This is a genomic window from Epibacterium ulvae (assembly GCF_900102795.1).
In the GTDB taxonomy this organism is placed as follows: Bacteria; Pseudomonadota; Alphaproteobacteria; order Rhodobacterales; family Rhodobacteraceae; genus Epibacterium; species Epibacterium ulvae.
In genome coordinates, this window is sequence record NZ_FMWG01000002.1 from 119,882 (window position 1) to 138,395 (window position 18,514).

Sequence of the window (18,514 nt, forward strand, 5' to 3'; positions counted from 1 at the left end):
GGCGTTTTGCCGGGATTAATCTGGGTTGGTGTTCCACCGCAGCTCTGCAGTTTCCGCCTTGAGCACGCCGCGCGCGCGATCAAAGCGCAAATAGGCAATCGCTTTTGACCCGCTTTGCGAATACAATGTGCCCGCAGTCTTTTCGCCAGCCCTGATATCGCTGCCAATAGGGGCTTGCCCCGTGATCTCTACGGTTTTTAGACCTTTGCGCAGCTCAGTTTTGTGTTTCATCCGGGCTGTGACCTCTTGCCCGACATAGCAGCCTTTGCGGAAATCAACGCCGTTCAAGGTTTCAAAACCGGCCTCCAGAATAAAGGTATCAGGAGTCAGCTCTATTCCGGTTTCTGGGATGCAATGGGCCACCCGCAGGGCGGTCCAATCGGTGCCATCGCTTTGGTCTGTATCGCCATAAAGACGCCAGCCAAGCGCGGGATGACGAGGATCTATGAGCCCGCCTTCTGGCATGTCGCCCGTTCCGCGTGCGACCTTTAAAGGGCTCTCTTCAATTGTGACATCTGCGCGCAGGCGATACATTGTCAGCCGTTTTAACGTGGCCTCGGCACTTGTCGCATCGATGTCCAGCAAGATGCCACCGTCTGTATCTGCGCTCAGGAAGAAATCAGCTAGAAACTTTCCCTGTGGCGTCAAAAGCGCTGTGTAAACAAGGCCCTGATCGATTTTTTCCACGTCATTTGTCACCAGCCCTTGCAAAAAGGAACGGGCATCCGGGCCGGTCAGGCGGTAGATCTTGCGCGAGGATGTCATGAAACCTCCATTGGGTCGTCATCAGGTGTCACGCAGCAAGATATAAGCAACGTGTGAAAGATGTGAAGCAGCTGCATCAAAAGAACCTCTGATGCGATCAGTTATCCTCTGAAAAAGCGCTTTTTGAGCTGGCCAAACCACCCCAGAGAGGGTGGGGAAGCTGGCGCATTTTCAGGGGACGGAAATGGCGCAGGTGCAGGGGTGTCGGAGCTGCTGTCCTGAAATTGCAGCCGGTAGAGATCAGCATAAAGACCACCGCGCGCTAAAAGCTCTTCATGGTTGCCCTGATCAACAATTTGACCCTGATCCATCACGATAATCTTGTCGGCGGCGCGAATGGTCGACAGACGGTGTGCAATTACCAGCGTTGTGCGCCCCCCTGCAAGCCGTTCAAGCGCGGCTTGAACCACCTTTTCAGATTGTGCATCAAGGGCCGAGGTTGCTTCATCCAGCAATAAAATCGGTGTATTTCGCAACAGGGCGCGTGCAATGACCACGCGTTGGCGTTGCCCACCTGACAGGGCAGATCCGCGCGGACCAACGGGGGTATCTAGCCCCTCTGAAAGATTGGGCAAGAAATCAGACACATGTGCGGCGTCCAGCACCTTTTGCAGTTGTGCGTCATTCACATCTGTGCGCCCCAATAAGATGTTTTCGCGCAGGGTTTCATCAAACAAAAGCGCGTCCTGGGTGACGACGGAAAACAACCCGCGCAAAGCGGTAAGGTCCATATCAGTCACTGCAGTACCCGCAATGCGCGCGCTGCCGTTTTGTGGATCTACAAGGCGTGTCAGCAGGTTGAAGATCGTTGATTTGCCCGCGCCTGAAGCCCCCACCAAGGCGGTGGTTTTACCTGCTTCCGCCACCAGTGAAAGATCGTGCAGGATTTCTGTTTCTCCGTAAGACAGACGGATGTTGTCCAAACGAATTTCCGGCAGGCCCTCGGGTACAGATTTTGGAGTCGCAGGTGACAGAAGGCGGATGGGCATATCCATCAGGTCTTTGATCCGCTCTAGCGCAGCCGCCGCAGCCTGCCAGGTGCCTGACACGGCAGCAAGGCGGCGCATGGGATCAAAGGTGAGGCCAATTGCGGTGAAAAAGCTCATGAATTGGCCAACAGTTTTCTCGCCAGCAATGATTTCACTGCCGCCGTACAGAACCACACCCATCACACCAAGGCCCGCCATGATATCAATCATGCCCGTGATGGAAGAGGTGCCAAAGTTTGCACGTACCTCAGCGCGGACAAAATCATCCATATGTTTCCCAAAACGGCGCTGTTGGTAGGGTTCAAGACTGTTTAGTTTGATCGGAATGATGCCGTGAAAGATCTCATCCAATCGGGTGGAAAGTGAGGCTCCAAGATCACGAGCCTGAGACGCTTTGCGACGGACGTAACGCTGAACCGATGAAATCGGGATTAACAGCAGGGGCAAACCTACAAGCATGAGGAGTGTCCATCTCCAATCCACCATCAGGGCCACGTAAAGGGTCGCCAGCAGCTGAGTGATATCGCGCCCGGCACCAGTAATTAGTGCGCGCCAGACCGCGTTGATGCTGGTCACATCGCTTTGCACCCGTTGAATCAATGCACCTGGGGGATGATCTTTGTGAAAGGCGGGGTCTTGCTGGATAAGACGCGCCAACATGTCTTTGCGCAGGTGTGCGGCTGAGGTCTGCGAGATCTTGGCCAGAAGAACCTTCTGACAGACGGATGCCACGCCACGTACCGAGAAGATAATCAGAAAGGCCATACTGACCCAGAAAAGAGCGTCCGCATTGCCTGCGACGAACACGTGATCAAACATTGGCTGCATCATATAGGCAAGCCCCCCAACCATTGAGCCTTCGATCAGCATGAAGACGACAGCAATGGCCAGAAGTCCCATGTGTGGGCGCAGATAGCCGCGCCACAGCCAAGGCAAGAGCTCGCGGGAGGATTTATGGGGGGTGCTCATCTGCGGCTCTGCCTATGTCGTTCTTGGAGTCTGCGCAGGGGCGCAAAGACGGTTTCAGCATTTAAGCAGCTCTTGGCAGCGGTGCAAGGTTTCGCATCACTGGAATGGTACGTGATCTTGAGATGGGAGGGCTCCCGCCCCATTGGGCGGACGGCTGCCCCGTCCTGACCAAATGCGTTGGGCGTAGCGCCGGACCCCACGGGCCCGGCGCGGTCGACCCATTCAAACAGGGTGTGCGCGACGGGCTTGTGCAAGTGCACTGGGAAGAGCAGAGGCAAATTTTTCCAACACCACGCGTGGCGCACAGCTGACGCGAATGCAGCGGTTTTGTGGGGCGGCAAAGGGCATACGTACAAAGACGCCTTGGGCGATGAGTGCCTCAAGAACCTCTTTGGCAAAGGCCTCATCCCGCCCGCAATCAATTGCAACAAAATTTGTTGCTGATGGCAGAGCTGTCAGACCATTGCTCTGTGCCACCTCATATATAAACTGGCGGGCGTCTTTCAGTTCTCTTTGAATATGAGCCAGCCAGTCTGGATCTTGAAGGGCCGCGAGAGCGGCTTTTTGTGCCAGTAGATTGACGCCAAAATGATTGCGGATTTTGTTAAAGGCGGCAATCAGATCGGGATGGCCAAGTGCATAGCCAATGCGCAGGCCCGCCAGACCATGGGCTTTGGAAAAGGTGCGCATTCGGATCACGCGTGGATCTTCAAATGCAATGTCACACAATGCATCCGTTGGCGCGCACTCTATATAGGCTTCATCCAAGATGAGCAGTGTGCCTGTCGGCAGGTGATCCAGCGCTGCAACAATGTGTTCGCCCTTTAGATAGCTGCCCATTGGATTGTCAGGATTGGCAAAGTAAATCAGTTTCGCACCGGTGGATTTCGCCCGTTCGATCAACGCCAAAAGATCTTCGCAGTCGTCTTTATAAGCTACCGTTTCAAGAGATCCGCCGCAGCCTGCAACGTGGTAGTTAAACGTGGGGTAAGCGCCAAGTGAGGTCACAGCCACGTCGCCGGGGCCGATCAAAAGGCGAACCAAGGTGCCAAGGAGCCCGTCAATTCCCTCTCCAACAGAGATATTATGCAGGTCACATTTGTGATTCTGCGCCAAAGCGTGACGCAGATCATGACATTCTGGGTCAGCGTATTTCCAGACCTCAGTTGCGGCCTGCTGGATGACATCAAGTGCCTTGGGGGAAGGGCCAAATCCGTTTTCATTTGCGCCAAGCCTTGCCTGAAACAACTTCCCAGTGGCCCGTTCTTGGGTTTCGGGACCAACAAATGGCGAGGTGGCGCTGAGGCTGGCAGCAAGAGGGGTGTAACGAGGGACTGTCATCGTTGCAGTAAAGCGAGGTTTGAAGGTGAGAACAAGGTGAGCAGGGCCGGATTTTGTACGCCTCCCGGGTTCTTTGGCGCGAAACCCAAAAACTTTGGATACGTTAGCGCAACCGGTCGTTGTGATGCGCAAAAACCGGAGTATAGACAGGCAAATTGTTTTTCACGCGGAGTAAGACGTTATGGCCAACGGTGTTTCAACACAGACAGAACAGCTCGATCGTATTACGAACGGCAAAGGGTTCATCGCAGCGCTGGACCAATCCGGCGGCTCGACCCCGAAAGCGCTGGGCCTTTATGGTGTGGCCGAAACAGCTTATGCCAATGATGACGAAATGTTTGGCGAAATCCACAAGATGCGTACGCGGATCATCACGTCTCCGGCCTTTGCTAAAGAGAAAGTACTGGGTGCGATCCTGTTTGAAAAAACGATGGATAATGTGATTGATGGTACCCCCGTTGCGCAGTACCTCTGGGACAGCTGTGGGGTTGTTCCCTTCCTTAAAGTGGACAAAGGGCTGGATGCGGAGGCAAACGGCGTTCAGGTTATGAAACCGATGCCGGATCTGGACGCGTTGCTAGCGCGCGCAAAGGATGCGGGGATCTTTGGCACTAAGATGCGTTCCGTGATCAAAGAAGCGAATGTTGAAGGAATCAAATCTGTGGTTGCACAGCAGTTTGAGGTTGGAAAACAGATTGCCGCAGCGGGCCTTGTGCCTATCATCGAGCCCGAGGTGGATATTCATTCCACCACCAAAGGTGAGGCTGAGGTGCTGCTGAAAGGGGAGATCCTGAACCAGTTGAACGCGCTGGAGGAGGGCACCAAAGTTGCGCTGAAGCTGACGATCCCGACCGAAGCTGGCATTTATGATGCGCTGGCGGATCATCCCGCCGTGGTGCGTGTGGTTGCCCTCTCTGGCGGCTATTCCACCGCGGACGCCTGCGAGAAACTGGCGCAAAACTCCAAGATGATCGCCTCCTTCAGCCGCGCTCTGACCGAGGGTCTGAATGTTGCGATGTCGGAAGACGAGTATAACGCGGCGCTGGGCGCGAATATCTCAAAGATCTACGACGCTTCGCTGTAAGGTTTTCCGCGCAGGTTTTAACCTGTTACGAAGGATCTAGCACCCCGTGCCCTCTAACTGTGGCGCGGGGTGTTTTCGTGTGGGCAATGGAGCAAAATGTTGCGCACACGAAAGAATGGGTCAGGAGGGATGATGCACTTTCCTAGGCAGCGAACCTTCGTGCTTTACGTGGCGAACTCGGGTTTCGAGCCCAAAACAACAAATGCTGCACTTCGGATCAAGAGCCACAGAGTGTGGATTGCTAACGTTATTCACGTTCCAAGCCTAACACCGGTCATGTCGGCCATGACTTTCGCAGACCCAGCTCCAAAGTATCCCTGCGAAGAGCCTTTGATCTCGGACCAAAAGTATCACGAATCCTATTGTCAGGTCATTCGCTGCAAAAAAGCTTCGGCCGTATCGATGTGTTTGTGTTTGACTTCTGGTGACATGCGTTGTGCCGTTCGACACATCATTGCCCAGCGTGGATTCTTGGCCAACCTATCGGCATGTTTCAGGATAAAACGCCAATACAGAGCGTCCCATATATCGGCCCAAGGTCCGGTGCCCCAATGACTCATTTTACGAATGTAGTTTGAACCGGAAAAATATGGCTTTGTGGTTATCAGCCCGCCATCGGCGTGCTGGCTCATAGCATAGGCATTTGGAACCATGACCCAATCGTAGCTGTCGACGAACATTTCCATAAACCAGCGATAGACGGCGTCCGGGTTAATCTCGCACATAAACATAAACCCACCCAAAACCATGAGCCGCTCTATGTGGTGGCAATACCCCGTTTTGAGCACGCGTTGAATCGTATCATCCAGCGGGCCTATACCCGTGGTGCCGTCGTAAAAGGCCTGGGGCATGGGGCGATTGTGGTCCCAATGGTTTGTCGTGCGTATCTGGACCCCAAGACTATCATACGTCGCGCGCATGAACTCGCGCCAGCCGATGATCTGGCGAATGAATCCTTCGGTCGAGTTCAGTGGAATTCCCTTGCGATCTGCATGAGTAAGCGCTGTATCCACGACCTGCTGCGGTGTCAAAAGCCCAATGTTCAGCGCAGGCGTGAGAACCGCATGCCAGAGCCAGCTTTCGCCTTCGACAATGGCATCCTCGTAATCGCCGAAACGTTCAAAACGCCGTTCCAGAAACTGGACTAGCCAATCTGCCGCTGCTTTGTGCGATGTTGGATAATAGAGCGTGTCAAGGGTGCCCAAAGCGTCCGGAAACTCAGCGAGCACCTGTACCCGCGCGGCGTCATCAACCTCATCATGAACAGGCCAATCGATCCAAGGTAAACTTGTCAGCTGCCTTTTGGGGACCTTTTTCCGGTTGTCTTCGTCAAAGCTCCATTTCCCACCAAGCGGCTGATCCCCATTCATCAAAACATCCATGCGGCGGCGCTGGCTTTTGTAAAACTCGGCCATGAACCAACGTTTGCGACCAGCCGACCATGCCAAATTGTCAGCCCGTGTATTCAAAAAGCCCGGAGAGGGCTTAAAATCAAGCTTGATACCAGTGATCGCCGCCGCTGTTTTCAAGCGCTTTTCACATATAAAATCAACGGGCTCTGCCATGGTGACTTGATTGAAGCCACACTGGCGCAGCTCTTCGAAAAGCCGCGTAGAGGCCCCTGCATGTGCCTCGTACTTACAGATCTTAGCCTTGAAACCCCGGCTCTTTAGATCGTCACGATACCGCGTCATAGAAGCTCTGTGCAACCAAAGCTTTTGCTTGTGCATTGTGGCCGGATAAACCGCATCTCCAAAGAAAAGAGGATCTTCAAAAAGCACAACCTGATCGGTCTGCGAGGACAGGCCGGGATGTTGGGCAAAAAGCTGGTTAGGAAGAATAATGGTGGCTGAAGACATGAGGGGCTCGTGCAATTAGGCTAGCTGGTCAGCTTCATCTGGTTCAAAATTGAGGGAATCTTTTTTTTCAGACTGAAAAATCCCGCTTTTGCATGGGGCCAGGCAAAAGCATCACTTGGTCGCACAACCCTGTGCAGAGTGATACCCGCGCTGTTCAGAACAGGTTCTGCGCGATCCAATCTGGATCGTACCGGCCCCACAGGGGCGTATGCTGTTGCAATTGTCGATACGTCAGCAGCCTTGGCCGCATTGAGCAGCGTGATAGACCAATCTTCGGCCCGTTCAGCAAGCTGTGCAAACGGGCCCAGAGCATTGTTCATTGCACCTATCGCAAACTCCTTTGCCGGACGCCCCAACGAATTTGGAGAGCGACCTTGGGTGGCCGAAAGGCCAATCACGGCAGCAGGCGCGGATGACATAAGGGCCGCGCCCGACAGGTCCTCTTCAGTCAAGAGTAAAAGATATGGGGAGCACGGCTGAGTTTCACACAATGAAAGTGAAACACGCGGATGATCCACCTGCTCGGTCAGCGGCTCTGCCGAAGTCGCCAGCTCTCTGGGGTTGAAACGGCCTTCGGTGAATTTTGCAATGTTGTCGGCGCGTGCCAGATAGATCTTATCTTTGGTGTGTAACCCACCAACCCAACGCCAGCTCAGCGTATTTGACGCCGGATCACCGTCCAGCAGGTGCCGCAGAAAGAAGTCTGCACCAAGCTGCCACGGTAGGCGCAGCGTGAAAATCCAAATCGATGCGAACCACATGCGTGCATGATTGTGTAGGTAGCCGGTCTTAATTAGTTCACGCACCCAATGATCAAAGCAATCGATACCGGTCTTTCCGGTCACCGCGATGTTCACTTGGGTCTGTAACGCAGCATCACGGCCTAACACCTGTACCAGATCAACGAGATCGCGTTGATACTGGGTCCAAACGCTTGGGCGCTGTTCCAGCCATCCTTTGAAGTAAGTGCGCCAGAACACTTCCTGTATAAACTTTTCTGATGCGTTGGTGCTGTGTCTCGCCAAAACCCGTTGAAGGACCTCTGTCTCAGTGATCAACCGGTGCCTGAGCCAGGGCGAAAGGCCCGAGACATTGCTGCGTCTTGCAGCCCCAAAATCATAGTTGCGCATGTTTGCATAATGTCGCCCGGTCCGCGCTACGAACTGCTCCAACCTTTTCAGGCCCTCTGCACGTGTAGGTTTGAAGCTAATGGGCTCGGATCTTTCGGCAAATTCTGGAAAAATCTCGCTCATCCGGTCGACCGGCATTTTTTCGAGCAGAACTTCACCTCGTCCCAATGCTTCGCCCATTTCTTACGCCAGGTGAACGGGCGCAGGCAGACGGGGCAGATCTTTTGTGGCAAGTTGGCTTTTTTCCGCATCTTCATGATGGATCTCCAAATGGCAGGCTGAGCTGCGCGGGATTGTCCCCACTGCGTGCTTTCTTGCGCGAGCCTTTTCTATTTTTACGGCTTGCATGCTTGGCAGAAATTGCTCTTGCTTCCGTGCGAAACTCTGTGCTGCGCCGGACACCCCAGACACGTTCACGGGCTGTTTTCGCCGCTGCAAGATGGTCGAAAACACGCTTTGGGTAGATGGTCCCAACGATCTGTTGCGCATTGCTGGCGATCCAAGGCTCATGGATATGCTCATCCGAGACATGTGCCAACTCTGGCACCCATTTGCGAATGAACACGCCCTGTGGATCCTGATCGTACCCCTGTTTGACTGGATTATAAATGCGTACTGTATTGATCCCGGTGGTGCCGGATTGCATCTGAACTTGGCTCCAATGAATGCCCGGTTCGTAGTCAGTGAACATCCGCGCCAAATGCAAACCGGGTGCCCGCCAGTCTAGCCATAGATGATAACTGGACGTGGCCATTACCATCGCTCGCATCCGAAAGTTCAGCCATCCCGTGGCCCGCAAGGATCGCATACAGGCATCCAAAAAGGGATAGCCGGTCTCGCCGTTTGCCCAAGCCGCCAACAGTTCCGAATCCGGCTGGGTGGGCCGCAGCCCGTCGTAAAGACGGTGCAAGTTTTCAAACTCGATACGCGGTTCGTCTTCGAGTTTCTGTATAAAGTGGCAATGCCAATGCAATCGACCAGAGAATGATCGAAGTGACTTGCGCCAGTTCGTAGCGTGTGGCGGTAATGCGTTACGTTGCAGTTCTGTTGCCTGCGCCACCTCGCGCATCGAAAGCGCCCCCCAGGCAAGATATGGTGATAGCCGAGAACAAGCGACGGCCCCTTGTACTGGACTGGACATTTCGCGTTGGTAGCGTTCACCTCGCTGTGTCAAAAAGCTGTTCAGCCGTTCCAACCCAGCACGCCGCCCGCCAAGTTGCCGTTCCGGACATGGATCCTCCGCCAATCCAAGGTCGCACGCAGTTGGGATAGACCCAAGCTCGACTTGGACAGGTTCCAGCGCGATAGGGGAAGAAACCTGTTGCTGCATGAACTTATCCCAGCGTTCTGCCCATCCATTGCGCGATTTAAGCCTGCGAAACACACCATGATTTTGCACCTCGTACTGTCGCACGCCATGCTGCCTGCACCACGCGGCAACCCGCAAATCCCGGCGATAGGTCCAATCATTTCCGGTTTCTTCATGTGACCAAAGGCCTTCTATCGGGGTGAATTTCCTCAGCTCAGCCAATATCGAAGTGACCTCGCCCACGCGCACGACAAGAGGTTGGCCAAGTTTGCCAAGGCTGGCGCGCAACTCAGTAAGTGTCTCAGCAACAAAGGACCATTGCCGCGCTGAGGCATCCGACTGTTTCCAAAGTTCAGTTTCCACTGCGTAAAGCGGTAGAACAGGCCCCAAGCGCGAGGCTTGCGACAATGCAGGGTGATCTTCTACCCGCAAATCACGTTTAAACCAGACGATCTGCACAAAGCCTCCAAACTTTTCTTAGTTTGAATACGTGTGCTGACCTGAAATGGATCAAGTGATATCGAACACCAGTTTCTACGAGCGCTATGAATTGCACCAAGAGGCCGTTGGCTTTCTATAGGTCGATGTCAGTAACTTGCCCATTATAGCACTGCGAAATCACGCGGCGAAGGTCCGCTACCGTAATTCGCACCAGAGGCCTTGGGGCTGCGTCCAGCTGAGCGCTGTTTTTCAAGCAAGTCTTACAGAATTTGGTTCGCTATCATTGTTCTCGTGCGAAACAAAACGCCTCGGAGTTTTCCGAGGCGTTTTTCAGTTCTGTTTTTGGCCTTAGACCAGACGGGAGGCGTCTTTGGCGGCGCGGACGAAATCTTTGAACAGGGGGTGCGGCTCAAAGGGTTTGGATTTCAGTTCGGGGTGGAACTGAACGCCGATGAACCAGGGGTGGTCTGTCCACTCCACAATCTCGGGCAGGCGGCCATCAGGGGACATGCCCGAGAACTTCAGGCCGCACTCTTCCAGTTTTTCACGGTACTTGATGTCCACCTCATAGCGGTGGCGGTGGCGTTCCTCGATTGCGGTGTCGCCATAAGCAGAGGCCACACGAGAGCCCTCGGTGAGGGTGGCGTCATACGCGCCCAGACGCATGGTGCCGCCTTTGTCGTCGCCGACTTTGCGTTCAACCTTGTGATTGCCCTGCACCCACTCTTTCAGGTGGTAGACCACGGGCTCAAAACGTTTTTTGCCAGCTTCGTGGTCAAATTCTTCAGATCCGGCTTCGCTGATGCCAGCCACGTTGCGGGCGGCTTCGATCACGGCCATTTGCATCCCCAGACAGATGCCAAGGTAGGGCACGCCATTTTCACGGGCGTATTGCGCGGCTTTGATTTTGCCTTCGGTGCCCCGTTCGCCAAAGCCGCCGGGGACCAGAATGGCGTGATAGCCCTGCAGGTAAGGAGCCGCGTCTTCTTTATCAAAGAGTTCAGCATCCACCCATTCGATACGCACTTTCACCCGGTTGGCCATGCCGCCATGGGTCAGCGCTTCGGCAATGGATTTATAGGCGTCTTCCAGCTGGGTGTATTTGCCCACGATGGCCACGCGCACTTCGCCTTCGGGATTGTAGATACGATCCGCCACATCTTCCCAGCGGGCAAGGTTTGGCTTGGGCGCTGGCGCAATGCCAAAGGCATCCAGCACGGCCTGATCCAGACCTTCGCGGTGATAGGCCAGCGGCGCCTCATAGATCGATTTCAAATCCTGCGCGGCAATCACGCTGTCAGGGCGCACATTGCAGAACAGCGCCAGCTTTTCGCGTTCTTTCTTTGGGATTGGACCTTCGGAGCGGCAGACCAGAATATCAGGCGCAAGACCGATGGAGCGCAACTCTTTAACCGAGTGCTGGGTGGGTTTGGTTTTCAATTCCCCCGAAGCCTTAATGTAAGGCAGCAGGGTCAGGTGCATAAACAGGCATTCGCCGCGCGGCTTGTCCTGCGCAAACTGGCGGATGGCCTCAAAGAAGGGTAGGCCTTCGATGTCGCCTACGGTGCCGCCGATTTCACACAGCATAAAATCCACTTCATCTTCGCCGATTGAGATGAAGTCTTTGATTTCATTGGTTACATGGGGGATCACCTGAATGGTTTTGCCCAGGTAGTCGCCACGACGCTCTTTCTCCAGCACGTTGGTGTAGATCCGACCTGATGAGACCGAATCTGTCTTGCGGGCAGGAACACCGGTAAAGCGTTCGTAGTGACCCAGATCCAGATCGGTTTCCGCACCATCATCGGTTACAAAAACTTCGCCGTGTTCAAACGGGCTCATGGTGCCGGGATCGACGTTGAGATAGGGATCAAGTTTGCGCAGGCGGACGGAATAGCCGCGGGCCTGAAGCAAAGCGCCCAGAGCGGCGGAGGCCAGCCCTTTGCCAAGCGAAGAAACCACACCACCAGTGATGAAGATGAAACGCGCCATAAGTGTTCGGCTGCCCCCGTGAGAGTTGCAAGATAAGAGAATGCCCGGTGGTCAAAAAACCACTGCACCACGGGACTTCAGTATATATGAGATTCGCTGCGCATACGCAAGGGAACCGCAAGATGCTGTTACGGTTCCCGAAATCCAGTCAAGGTATAGGTTATTACTCGGCGCTGGGAACCAAAGGTGCGCTGTCTGCCGCTGAAGGAGGCAAAAGATCACTACCCAAAGGAATGCTTGGCGCTGCAGGTGTGCCTGTATCGCTAGGTGGCAGGAGAGAACCATCAAAAACCGAGCTGCCAGAGGACTTCTGTGCAGAAATCACAGTCAGGGTAATGGATGTACAGATGAAGGCAATCGCCAAAATCCAAGTCAGCTTGGTCAGCGCTGTGGCTGCCGCCCGGCCAGATACGGCTCCGCCGCCACCACCGCCGCCCATGCCAAGGCCGCCGCCCTCAGAGCGTTGCAGCAATACGGCCGCAATAAGGCCCAGAGCCAGAAGAAGGTGGATAATAAGTACAACGTTTTCCATGGGACCCTGCGGCTGTTGGCTGAGTATCGGCAGGTATGTAGGCAAGAATGACGGAGGGAGCAAGTAGGAAATGCGTGCTTATTGGCTTCGGTTGGGCTTGTGCATGTCCCGATCAAGGTCTCGCTGTTCTTGTCCTATGTCAGTTCTGTGAATTTTGGGTTCCCTCCTGCGATTTGCCTCGCTATATGGGGCTCTGGTTTTATCCAGCACTTAAACACCCAACATGCAAAGGACCTGAGATGGCCAATGTCGTGGTAGTCGGCGCCCAATGGGGCGATGAAGGAAAAGGCAAGATCGTTGACTGGCTCAGCGAACGTGCCGATGTAATCGCGCGCTTTCAAGGCGGACATAACGCGGGCCACACGTTGGTGATTGACAGCAAGGTTTACAAGCTGCACGCGCTGCCCTCTGGCGTTGTGCGCGGCGGTAAACTGTCGGTGATCGGGAATGGTGTGGTTCTGGACCCCTGGCATCTGCTGAAAGAGATCGCCACCGTGCGTGAGCAAGGTGTTGAAATCACACCTGAAACGCTGATGATTGCGGAAAATACGCCGCTGATCCTGCCCATTCACGGTGAATTGGACCGTGCGCGCGAAGAAGCGGCCTCAAAAGGCACCAAAATCGGCACCACGGGTCGCGGTATTGGCCCAGCATATGAAGACAAGGTTGGCCGCCGCGCTGTTCGTGTTGCAGATCTGGCGGATGATGCAACGCTAGAAGCACGTGTGGATCGTGCATTGCAGCACCATGATCCTTTACGCAAAGGTCTGGGCATTGATCCTGTCGACCGTGACGCGCTGGTGGCACAGTTGAAAGAGATCGCAGCAGAGATTCTGCCGTTTTCCGCTCCGGTCTGGAAAGTGCTGAACGAAAAGCGCAAATCCGGCAAACGTATCTTGTTTGAAGGCGCACAAGGCGCGCTTTTGGATATTGATTTTGGCACATATCCTTTTGTGACGTCCTCCAATGTGATTGCAGGACAGGCGGCAACGGGTGTGGGCATTGGTCCAGGATCCATTGATTATGTGCTGGGCATCGTAAAGGCATATACAACCCGCGTCGGCGAAGGGCCGTTTCCAACCGAGCTGGAAGATGAAGACGGCAACCGACTGGGCACGCGCGGTCATGAATTTGGCACCACCACGGGGCGCAAACGTCGCTGTGGCTGGTTTGACGCCTGCCTTGTGCGCCAGACCTGTGCCACCTCTGGCATCACCGGTATTTCTTTGACCAAGCTGGATGTGCTGGATGGGTTTGAAACGCTGAAAATCTGCGTGGGCTATGATCTGGACGGCGAACGTCTGGATTACCTGCCGACGGCGGCTGATCAACAAGCGCGCTGCACACCCATTTATGAAGAAATGCTAGGTTGGAGTGAAAGCACCGAAGGGGCGCGCAGCTGGAATGATCTACCTGCTAATGCGATCAAATATGTCAAACGCATTGAAGAGCTGATCGATTGCCCAGTTGCCCTGTTGTCAACCAGCCCTGAGCGGGACGACACCATTCTGGTCACGGATCCGTTTGCGGACTGATGGCGGACGGGCTGAGTTATAAAGCACGGCGGCGATTGTCTTTGGTGATCCTGTTGTTGGGATTGCCGACCTATATCATCGCCGCAGTTGTTGTGGTTGGCCTGTTTGACAGGCCACCTTTGCTGCTGGAACTGGCAATTTATGTTGGCCTTGGCGTGCTATGGGCTTTTCCTTTTAAGTTCGTCTTTAAAGGGATTGGCAAAGCTGACCCGGATGAGGACACGCCTGAATAAAGCGAGTGCTTTTGGGGAATAGCAGATATAAAAACGGCGGCTCATGTCAGAGCCGCCGTTTTTGTTTGATGTTCTTACGTATGATTTAGCCAGCTGCGCTGCCGGGTTGAAATCCGATAGTTTCAGCCGCTGAAAACCGCCCATTTGCGGCGCGTGCGATTTTTCCTTCGCGCAACAGCTGACCAAAGGAACGCAGGCCATCCTCGCGGTTAAATTCGCTACCGCTTGCACGCAGTTTGTTCATCAAATCCGGACGCGAGAACACCTCGTGACCTTCAACAAAACTGAGGTAAGAGGCTGCGGCTTCTAGTAGCTCGTGCAACTCGACCGCACCGGCATCACGGGCGTAATCGGCAAAGGCGCTTGGGCTTGCCTGTGCGCTGGCCCCTTGTGTCATCATGCCAGACCGGATTCGGCGCGGGCGGACAGGGGCGGCAGAGTGCGCAGCCTCGTCTTCGCCCGTGATACGTTGTTCGGCCACCAGTTTGAGCGGCGCAGGGCGAGATTCGCCTTCGGGTATGCGCGGCGTGTCGCGTCGTTTGGCGACCGGGCGGCGCGGTTGTACCACGCTGGCCAGATCCTTACGGTAGACTTCTTCTTCGTCTTCCGTGGTGGCGCCCGTTGTATCATCGTCCTGTGCGGCAGCGACGGCTGCGCGCATGTGGCTATAAGTCTCGCGAGAGGAGCTGGTTTCTGGATCACCAAGCATCTCATCGGCCGCATCCATCAGGCGCGACACATCGCTTTCTGTGGTTGGCTGATCGCGCGAGATCGCAGGGGCTGTTTCGGCTTCTGTTGGGGGTTCCTCAACAGGGACGGCTGTCTGTGCCTCAACCTCATCGGGCTGGCTGGCAGAAAGCAGGTCTGCTTCGACTTCAGCAAGTTCACGACGCAGATCTTCCTCGTCTTCCTCACTCAGCGTTGAGAATTCTGCACCGGGAACTGGGGACGGCTCTGCCTTTGGAGCAGGTACTGGTTCTGAAGGTGGTTCTGCGGTTTGCTCTTGGGTTTGGGGAGCTTCATTGAGGGTGCCATTTGAAACGGCCTCATCCACTGCAGCGCGTTTTACCCGGATCAGGCGACGGCGGCGTTTGGGTTGCGCGTCTTCTGTTGCTGGCTGCTCTTCAGCCGCGCTGTCAGCTTCGGCTTCTGGCTCTTGTTGTGTTTCGCGTTTCGCATCCAGTTTGCGCAGGGCTTTTTCGATTGGGTCATCGAATGGATCTGTATCCGCATCAGAGACCTCATCTGCGGCGACTTCCTGAACACGTTCCTCGACGACATCTTCTGCGATGTCTTCAAGAGGCGGGGTGTTCACAGGGGTTCGAGATACGACCGAGCGGATACGCTGAAGTTTAGAAGCGATGCTTTCTGCCTGCTGACGGGGCTTTTCGGCCTCTTCTGCGGCGATATCTTCGGCTTCCGCCTGACGCACCTGAGAGACCATTTGTGCAACGGCACTATCAACATCGTGCGTTTCCGCCAAATCGACGAACTGTTCATCCGGTGTGCTATCTGCAAAGAAGTCTGAGGCGTCATCAGGGATGTCTGAAAGCGTGCTTTCTTCTTCGTGTTCCGCTTCTGTAATGTCTTGCGCTGGTTCTGTAACCTCTGCCATTTCAAAGGTTTCAGGTGCAGTCGCTGCGCTGTCTTCTTCAACAGGGGCCGGATCGTTTTCTGCCTGCTCCACGGCCACATCGACTGGATGCGCCTCAATGGTTTCAGCAACGGGAAGGTCGTCGACAGGTTCAGATTCAATGGGTGTGGCTTCATCCGGTGTGACGATATGTGTTTCTTCAGCAGGCGCAGCTTTTGTGTCTGCAATTTCTACAGCGGGTTCTTCGATAACGGGTTCCGGTGCCTCAGGTGCATCTAATGTGGCGGCGCGCAGGTGGACACCTTGATCGCTTGTGCTGGCCTGCACTTGGCGGGCGATTTCACGCTGCGCAATCCGGGCCAGCATATCGGCATCAGGTTGCGGTGGCTCTGCTCCAAAATATCGATCATCGGCAGCCAGATCCCGAAAATACTCAGCAATGACCTTCATCGTGCCAAACGAGTCTTCGAACCCCTCCAGCGTACAGGAAAAGGTTCCGTAAGATACTGTGAGTACTTTGTTGTTCTGTACCATGTTTCAGCCCGTCCTCGCTGCAGATGTTCTGTTCATCATATTGGTCAGAGCGTCAAATTATGCTCGAATCCATGCAATTGTTCGTATCTTTTTGTGTTCAGATTGTGGCTGCGGCCCGAATCTGAAAGGAATAGGCCATGACACAGCTGATTGTAGAACAGGCAGGCCCGGTCACTTTAGTTGGCGGTGGGGCGCTGCAGGCCGAGGATTTACGCGTGGCCCAGACGCTCGCACCTTATGTGGTTGCAGCCGATAGTGGGGCGGATCAGGCGCTTGCGCAAGGGGTCAGGCCGGATCTGACGATTGGAGACTTGGATTCCATCAGCGCCGAGGCGCGGGTGCGGCTGGGCGCTGCAGGTTTATGCCATATTGGCGAACAAGACAGTACAGATTTTGATAAAGCGCTGCGCGCAATTTCAGCCCCCGTTGTTTTGGCCGTGGGATTTCTGGGGGCTCGATTGGATCACCAACTGGCGGTCTTGCACAGTTTGGTGCAGCCCGGACGTTCGCCCTGTATTCTGATCGGAGCTCATGAGATTGTATTTCACCTCACACACAGGCTGGAGGTATCCTGTGCGCCCGAAGAACCCGTTTCCTTATTTTCGCTTACAGGCGTGCAGGGGCGCTCCACGGGATTACGCTGGCCGATTGATGGGCTTACCTTTCACCCCATGCAGCAAATCGGCACATCAAACAAAGCTCAAGGCCCCATCACGCTAGAGGCAGATGGGCCGGGGATGTTGGTGATGTTGCAAAAATCACATTTAAAAACTGTGATGGCTCAAGTGTAGATTTAGCAATTGGGCACATTGACGGCGAGCCCGCCCAAAGAGGTCTCTTTGTATTTCTCATGCATATCGGCGCCGGTCTGGCGCATGGTTTCGATCGCAACATCCAGTGAAACGAAATGTTGGCCATCGCCGCGCAGCGCAAGGGAAGCGGCTGAAACCGCTTTGATGGCACCTAGCCCGTTGCGCTCGATGCAGGGCACCTGAACCAGACCTTTGACAGGGTCGCAGGTCATGCCCAGATGATGTTCCAAAGCGATTTCAGCGGCGTTTTCCACTTGTTCCGGGCTACCACCCATCACCGCACAGAACCCGGCCGCGGCCATGGCTGAAGCTGATCCAACCTCGGCCTGACAGCCTGCCTCAGCGCCGGAAATAGACGCGTTGTATTTCACCAGGCCGCCAATTGCAGCGGCAGTGAGCAGAAAATCCTCGATATGGTTTTCTGAGGCGCTTGGAACATGGTCTAGATAATACCGGATCACAGCGGGCAAAACACCAGCTGCACCATTTGTGGGAGCGGTGACAACCTGTCCCCCAGCGGCATTTTCTTCGTTTACGGCCATGGCATAAACGCTCATCCAGTCGTTGATCGTATGCGGTGCGATGAGATTCATACCGCGTTCGGCTTGTAACTGATCATAGATCCCCTTGGCACGGCGGCGCACATTAAGGCCGCCTGGAAGGATGCCATCACGGACAAGGCCACGGTCAATGCAATCATTCATCACCTGCCAGATGCGGGCGCTGCCAGTTTTTAGCCTGTCGGCGCCGGTGCGCGAGATTTCGTTTGCGCGCTTCATCTCGGCAATAGTTTTGCCACTAGAACGGGCCATTTGCAGCATTTCTTGGGCTGTTTTAAAGGGGAAGGGCACCGGTGCGCCTTCCTCGGTCGCCTGTCCGGCGTCCAGCTCTTGCTCGGTCAGAACAAAGCCACCGCCAATGGAATAAAACACCTGTTGCAGGATCACGTCACCCTGGGCGTCGGTTGCCATCAGGATCATGCCATTGGCATGGCCGGGCAGGGCGGTATCGTAGTCAAAGATCAAATCCTGTTTGGGATCAAACCGTAAAGATGGCAGGCCTGCTGGCTGCAAATGATGTGTCTTGCCGAGCTCTAAAAGCGCGGCTTCAGCTTTTGTGTCGTCATAGGTGTCAGGTAGAAATCCTGCGAGGCCCAGAATGGTTGCGCGGTCAGTTGCATGCCCCACACCGGTAAAGGCCAAAGACCCATGTAGTGACGCCCGCAGGCCGGAAAATTCGAAAGGAGAGGCGCGCATCATGTCAAGAAAGCGCGCTGCCGCCACCATTGGTCCCATGGTGTGCGAGGATGACGGACCAATGCCAACTTTGAACATATCAAGGATGGAAAGAAACATCGGCAATTCCTGTGTTGCTGCCGTACTTGGCAGGAGGGTT

General features: G+C 54.7%; 15 protein-coding genes. 4 read left to right on the plus strand and 11 right to left on the minus strand.

Annotated features, from left to right (window positions below):
• Nucleotides 1–15: 15 nt before the first annotated feature.
• From ygfZ to BLP79_RS03065, 3 genes are all read right to left on the minus strand, one after another.
• Nucleotides 16–765, minus strand: coding sequence for a CAF17-like 4Fe-4S cluster assembly/insertion protein YgfZ (gene ygfZ, locus BLP79_RS03055; protein WP_090216104.1), 750 nt, complete (start codon nt 763–765; stop codon nt 16–18).
• A gap of 101 nt (nt 766–866) precedes the next feature.
• The gene (locus BLP79_RS03060) at nt 867–2,723 is read right to left on the minus strand and encodes an ABC transporter ATP-binding protein (RefSeq protein WP_090216108.1); all 1,857 of its coding nucleotides are present in this window, start codon (nt 2,721–2,723) and stop codon (nt 867–869) included.
• 222 nt (nt 2,724–2,945) lie between these two features.
• A complete protein-coding gene (locus BLP79_RS03065; RefSeq protein WP_090216111.1) occupies nt 2,946–4,064 on the minus strand; it encodes a pyridoxal phosphate-dependent aminotransferase in 1,119 nt (372 codons plus the stop codon).
• A gap of 181 nt (nt 4,065–4,245) precedes the next feature.
• On the opposite strand from BLP79_RS03065, the gene BLP79_RS03070 reads away from it, so the two are divergent.
• Nucleotides 4,246–5,148: a fructose bisphosphate aldolase gene (locus tag BLP79_RS03070; protein ID WP_090216114.1), complete on the plus strand. Its 903-nt coding sequence runs from the start codon at nt 4,246–4,248 to the stop codon at nt 5,146–5,148.
• A 365-nt stretch (nt 5,149–5,513) separates the two neighbouring features.
• Here the strand turns inward: BLP79_RS03070 and BLP79_RS03075 are convergent, their stop codons facing one another.
• From BLP79_RS03075 to secG, 6 genes are all read right to left on the minus strand, one after another.
• Nucleotides 5,514–7,007 carry a cryptochrome/photolyase family protein gene (locus BLP79_RS03075; protein ID WP_090216118.1) on the minus strand — a complete coding sequence of 498 codons (1,494 nt, stop codon included), beginning with the start codon at nt 7,005–7,007 and terminating at the stop codon, nt 5,514–5,516.
• A 20-nt stretch (nt 7,008–7,027) separates the two neighbouring features.
• Complete coding sequence (locus tag BLP79_RS03080) at nt 7,028–8,317, minus strand: FAD-binding domain-containing protein (protein ID WP_232716301.1); 1,290 nt, start codon at nt 8,315–8,317, stop codon at nt 7,028–7,030.
• A complete protein-coding gene (locus BLP79_RS20220; RefSeq protein WP_090216124.1) occupies nt 8,257–8,394 on the minus strand; it encodes a DUF2256 domain-containing protein in 138 nt (45 codons plus the stop codon). Before BLP79_RS20220 ends, BLP79_RS03080 begins: the two co-directional genes overlap by 61 nt.
• Complete coding sequence (locus tag BLP79_RS03090; RefSeq protein WP_090216127.1) at nt 8,391–9,905, minus strand: FAD-binding domain-containing protein; 1,515 nt, start codon at nt 9,903–9,905, stop codon at nt 8,391–8,393. The genes BLP79_RS20220 and BLP79_RS03090 overlap by 4 nt, the downstream gene beginning before the upstream one ends.
• A 330-nt stretch (nt 9,906–10,235) precedes the next feature.
• Nucleotides 10,236–11,879, minus strand: a complete 1,644-nt coding sequence (locus tag BLP79_RS03095) for a CTP synthase (RefSeq protein WP_090216130.1) — start codon at nt 11,877–11,879, stop codon at nt 10,236–10,238.
• A gap of 163 nt (nt 11,880–12,042) precedes the next feature.
• On the minus strand, nt 12,043–12,411 hold the full coding sequence (gene secG, locus BLP79_RS03100) for a preprotein translocase subunit SecG (protein ID WP_090216133.1): 369 nt from the start codon (nt 12,409–12,411) through the stop codon (nt 12,043–12,045).
• A gap of 239 nt (nt 12,412–12,650) precedes the next feature.
• Here secG and BLP79_RS03105 point away from each other — a divergent pair, with 239 nt between their 5' ends.
• Nucleotides 12,651–13,946 (plus strand): adenylosuccinate synthase, encoded by a 1,296-nt coding sequence (locus tag BLP79_RS03105; RefSeq protein ID WP_090216135.1) that lies wholly within the window; start codon nt 12,651–12,653, stop codon nt 13,944–13,946.
• Nucleotides 13,946–14,179, plus strand: a complete 234-nt coding sequence (locus tag BLP79_RS03110; RefSeq protein WP_090216138.1) for a DUF2842 domain-containing protein — start codon at nt 13,946–13,948, stop codon at nt 14,177–14,179. The genes BLP79_RS03105 and BLP79_RS03110 overlap by 1 nt, the downstream gene beginning before the upstream one ends.
• Before the next feature lie 85 nt (nt 14,180–14,264).
• On the opposite strand, the gene BLP79_RS03115 is transcribed toward BLP79_RS03110, so the two are convergent.
• Complete coding sequence (locus tag BLP79_RS03115) at nt 14,265–16,307, minus strand: hypothetical protein (RefSeq protein ID WP_090216143.1); 2,043 nt, start codon at nt 16,305–16,307, stop codon at nt 14,265–14,267.
• A 137-nt stretch (nt 16,308–16,444) separates the two neighbouring features.
• Here BLP79_RS03115 and BLP79_RS03120 point away from each other — a divergent pair, with 137 nt between their 5' ends.
• On the plus strand, nt 16,445–17,098 hold the full coding sequence (locus BLP79_RS03120; protein ID WP_090216146.1) for a thiamine diphosphokinase: 654 nt from the start codon (nt 16,445–16,447) through the stop codon (nt 17,096–17,098).
• 2 nt (nt 17,099–17,100) lie between these two features.
• Here the strand turns inward: BLP79_RS03120 and BLP79_RS03125 are convergent, their stop codons facing one another.
• On the minus strand, nt 17,101–18,474 hold the full coding sequence (locus BLP79_RS03125; RefSeq protein ID WP_090216148.1) for an L-serine ammonia-lyase: 1,374 nt from the start codon (nt 18,472–18,474) through the stop codon (nt 17,101–17,103).
• Nucleotides 18,475–18,514 lie beyond the last annotated feature (40 nt).

Coding starts and splice junctions, on each gene's coding strand:
- BLP79_RS03095 (WP_090216130.1), bottom strand. CDS start 11,879: ATGGCGCGTTTCATCTTCATCACTGGTGGTGTGGTTTCTTCGCTTGGC.
- BLP79_RS03125 (WP_090216148.1), bottom strand. CDS start 18,474: ATGTTTCTTTCCATCCTTGATATGTTCAAAGTTGGCATTGGTCCGTCA.
- secG (WP_090216133.1), bottom strand. CDS start 12,411: ATGGAAAACGTTGTACTTATTATCCACCTTCTTCTGGCTCTGGGCCTT.
- ygfZ (WP_090216104.1), bottom strand. CDS start 765: ATGACATCCTCGCGCAAGATCTACCGCCTGACCGGCCCGGATGCCCGT.
- BLP79_RS03080 (WP_232716301.1), bottom strand. CDS start 8,317: ATGGGCGAAGCATTGGGACGAGGTGAAGTTCTGCTCGAAAAAATGCCG.
- BLP79_RS03110 (WP_090216138.1), top strand. CDS start 13,946: ATGGCGGACGGGCTGAGTTATAAAGCACGGCGGCGATTGTCTTTGGTG.
- BLP79_RS03060 (WP_090216108.1), bottom strand. CDS start 2,723: ATGAGCACCCCCCATAAATCCTCCCGCGAGCTCTTGCCTTGGCTGTGG.
- BLP79_RS03120 (WP_090216146.1), top strand. CDS start 16,445: ATGACACAGCTGATTGTAGAACAGGCAGGCCCGGTCACTTTAGTTGGC.
- BLP79_RS03075 (WP_090216118.1), bottom strand. CDS start 7,007: ATGTCTTCAGCCACCATTATTCTTCCTAACCAGCTTTTTGCCCAACAT.
- BLP79_RS03070 (WP_090216114.1), top strand. CDS start 4,246: ATGGCCAACGGTGTTTCAACACAGACAGAACAGCTCGATCGTATTACG.
- BLP79_RS20220 (WP_090216124.1), bottom strand. CDS start 8,394: ATGAAGATGCGGAAAAAAGCCAACTTGCCACAAAAGATCTGCCCCGTC.
- BLP79_RS03115 (WP_090216143.1), bottom strand. CDS start 16,307: ATGGTACAGAACAACAAAGTACTCACAGTATCTTACGGAACCTTTTCC.
- BLP79_RS03065 (WP_090216111.1), bottom strand. CDS start 4,064: ATGACAGTCCCTCGTTACACCCCTCTTGCTGCCAGCCTCAGCGCCACC.
- BLP79_RS03105 (WP_090216135.1), top strand. CDS start 12,651: ATGGCCAATGTCGTGGTAGTCGGCGCCCAATGGGGCGATGAAGGAAAA.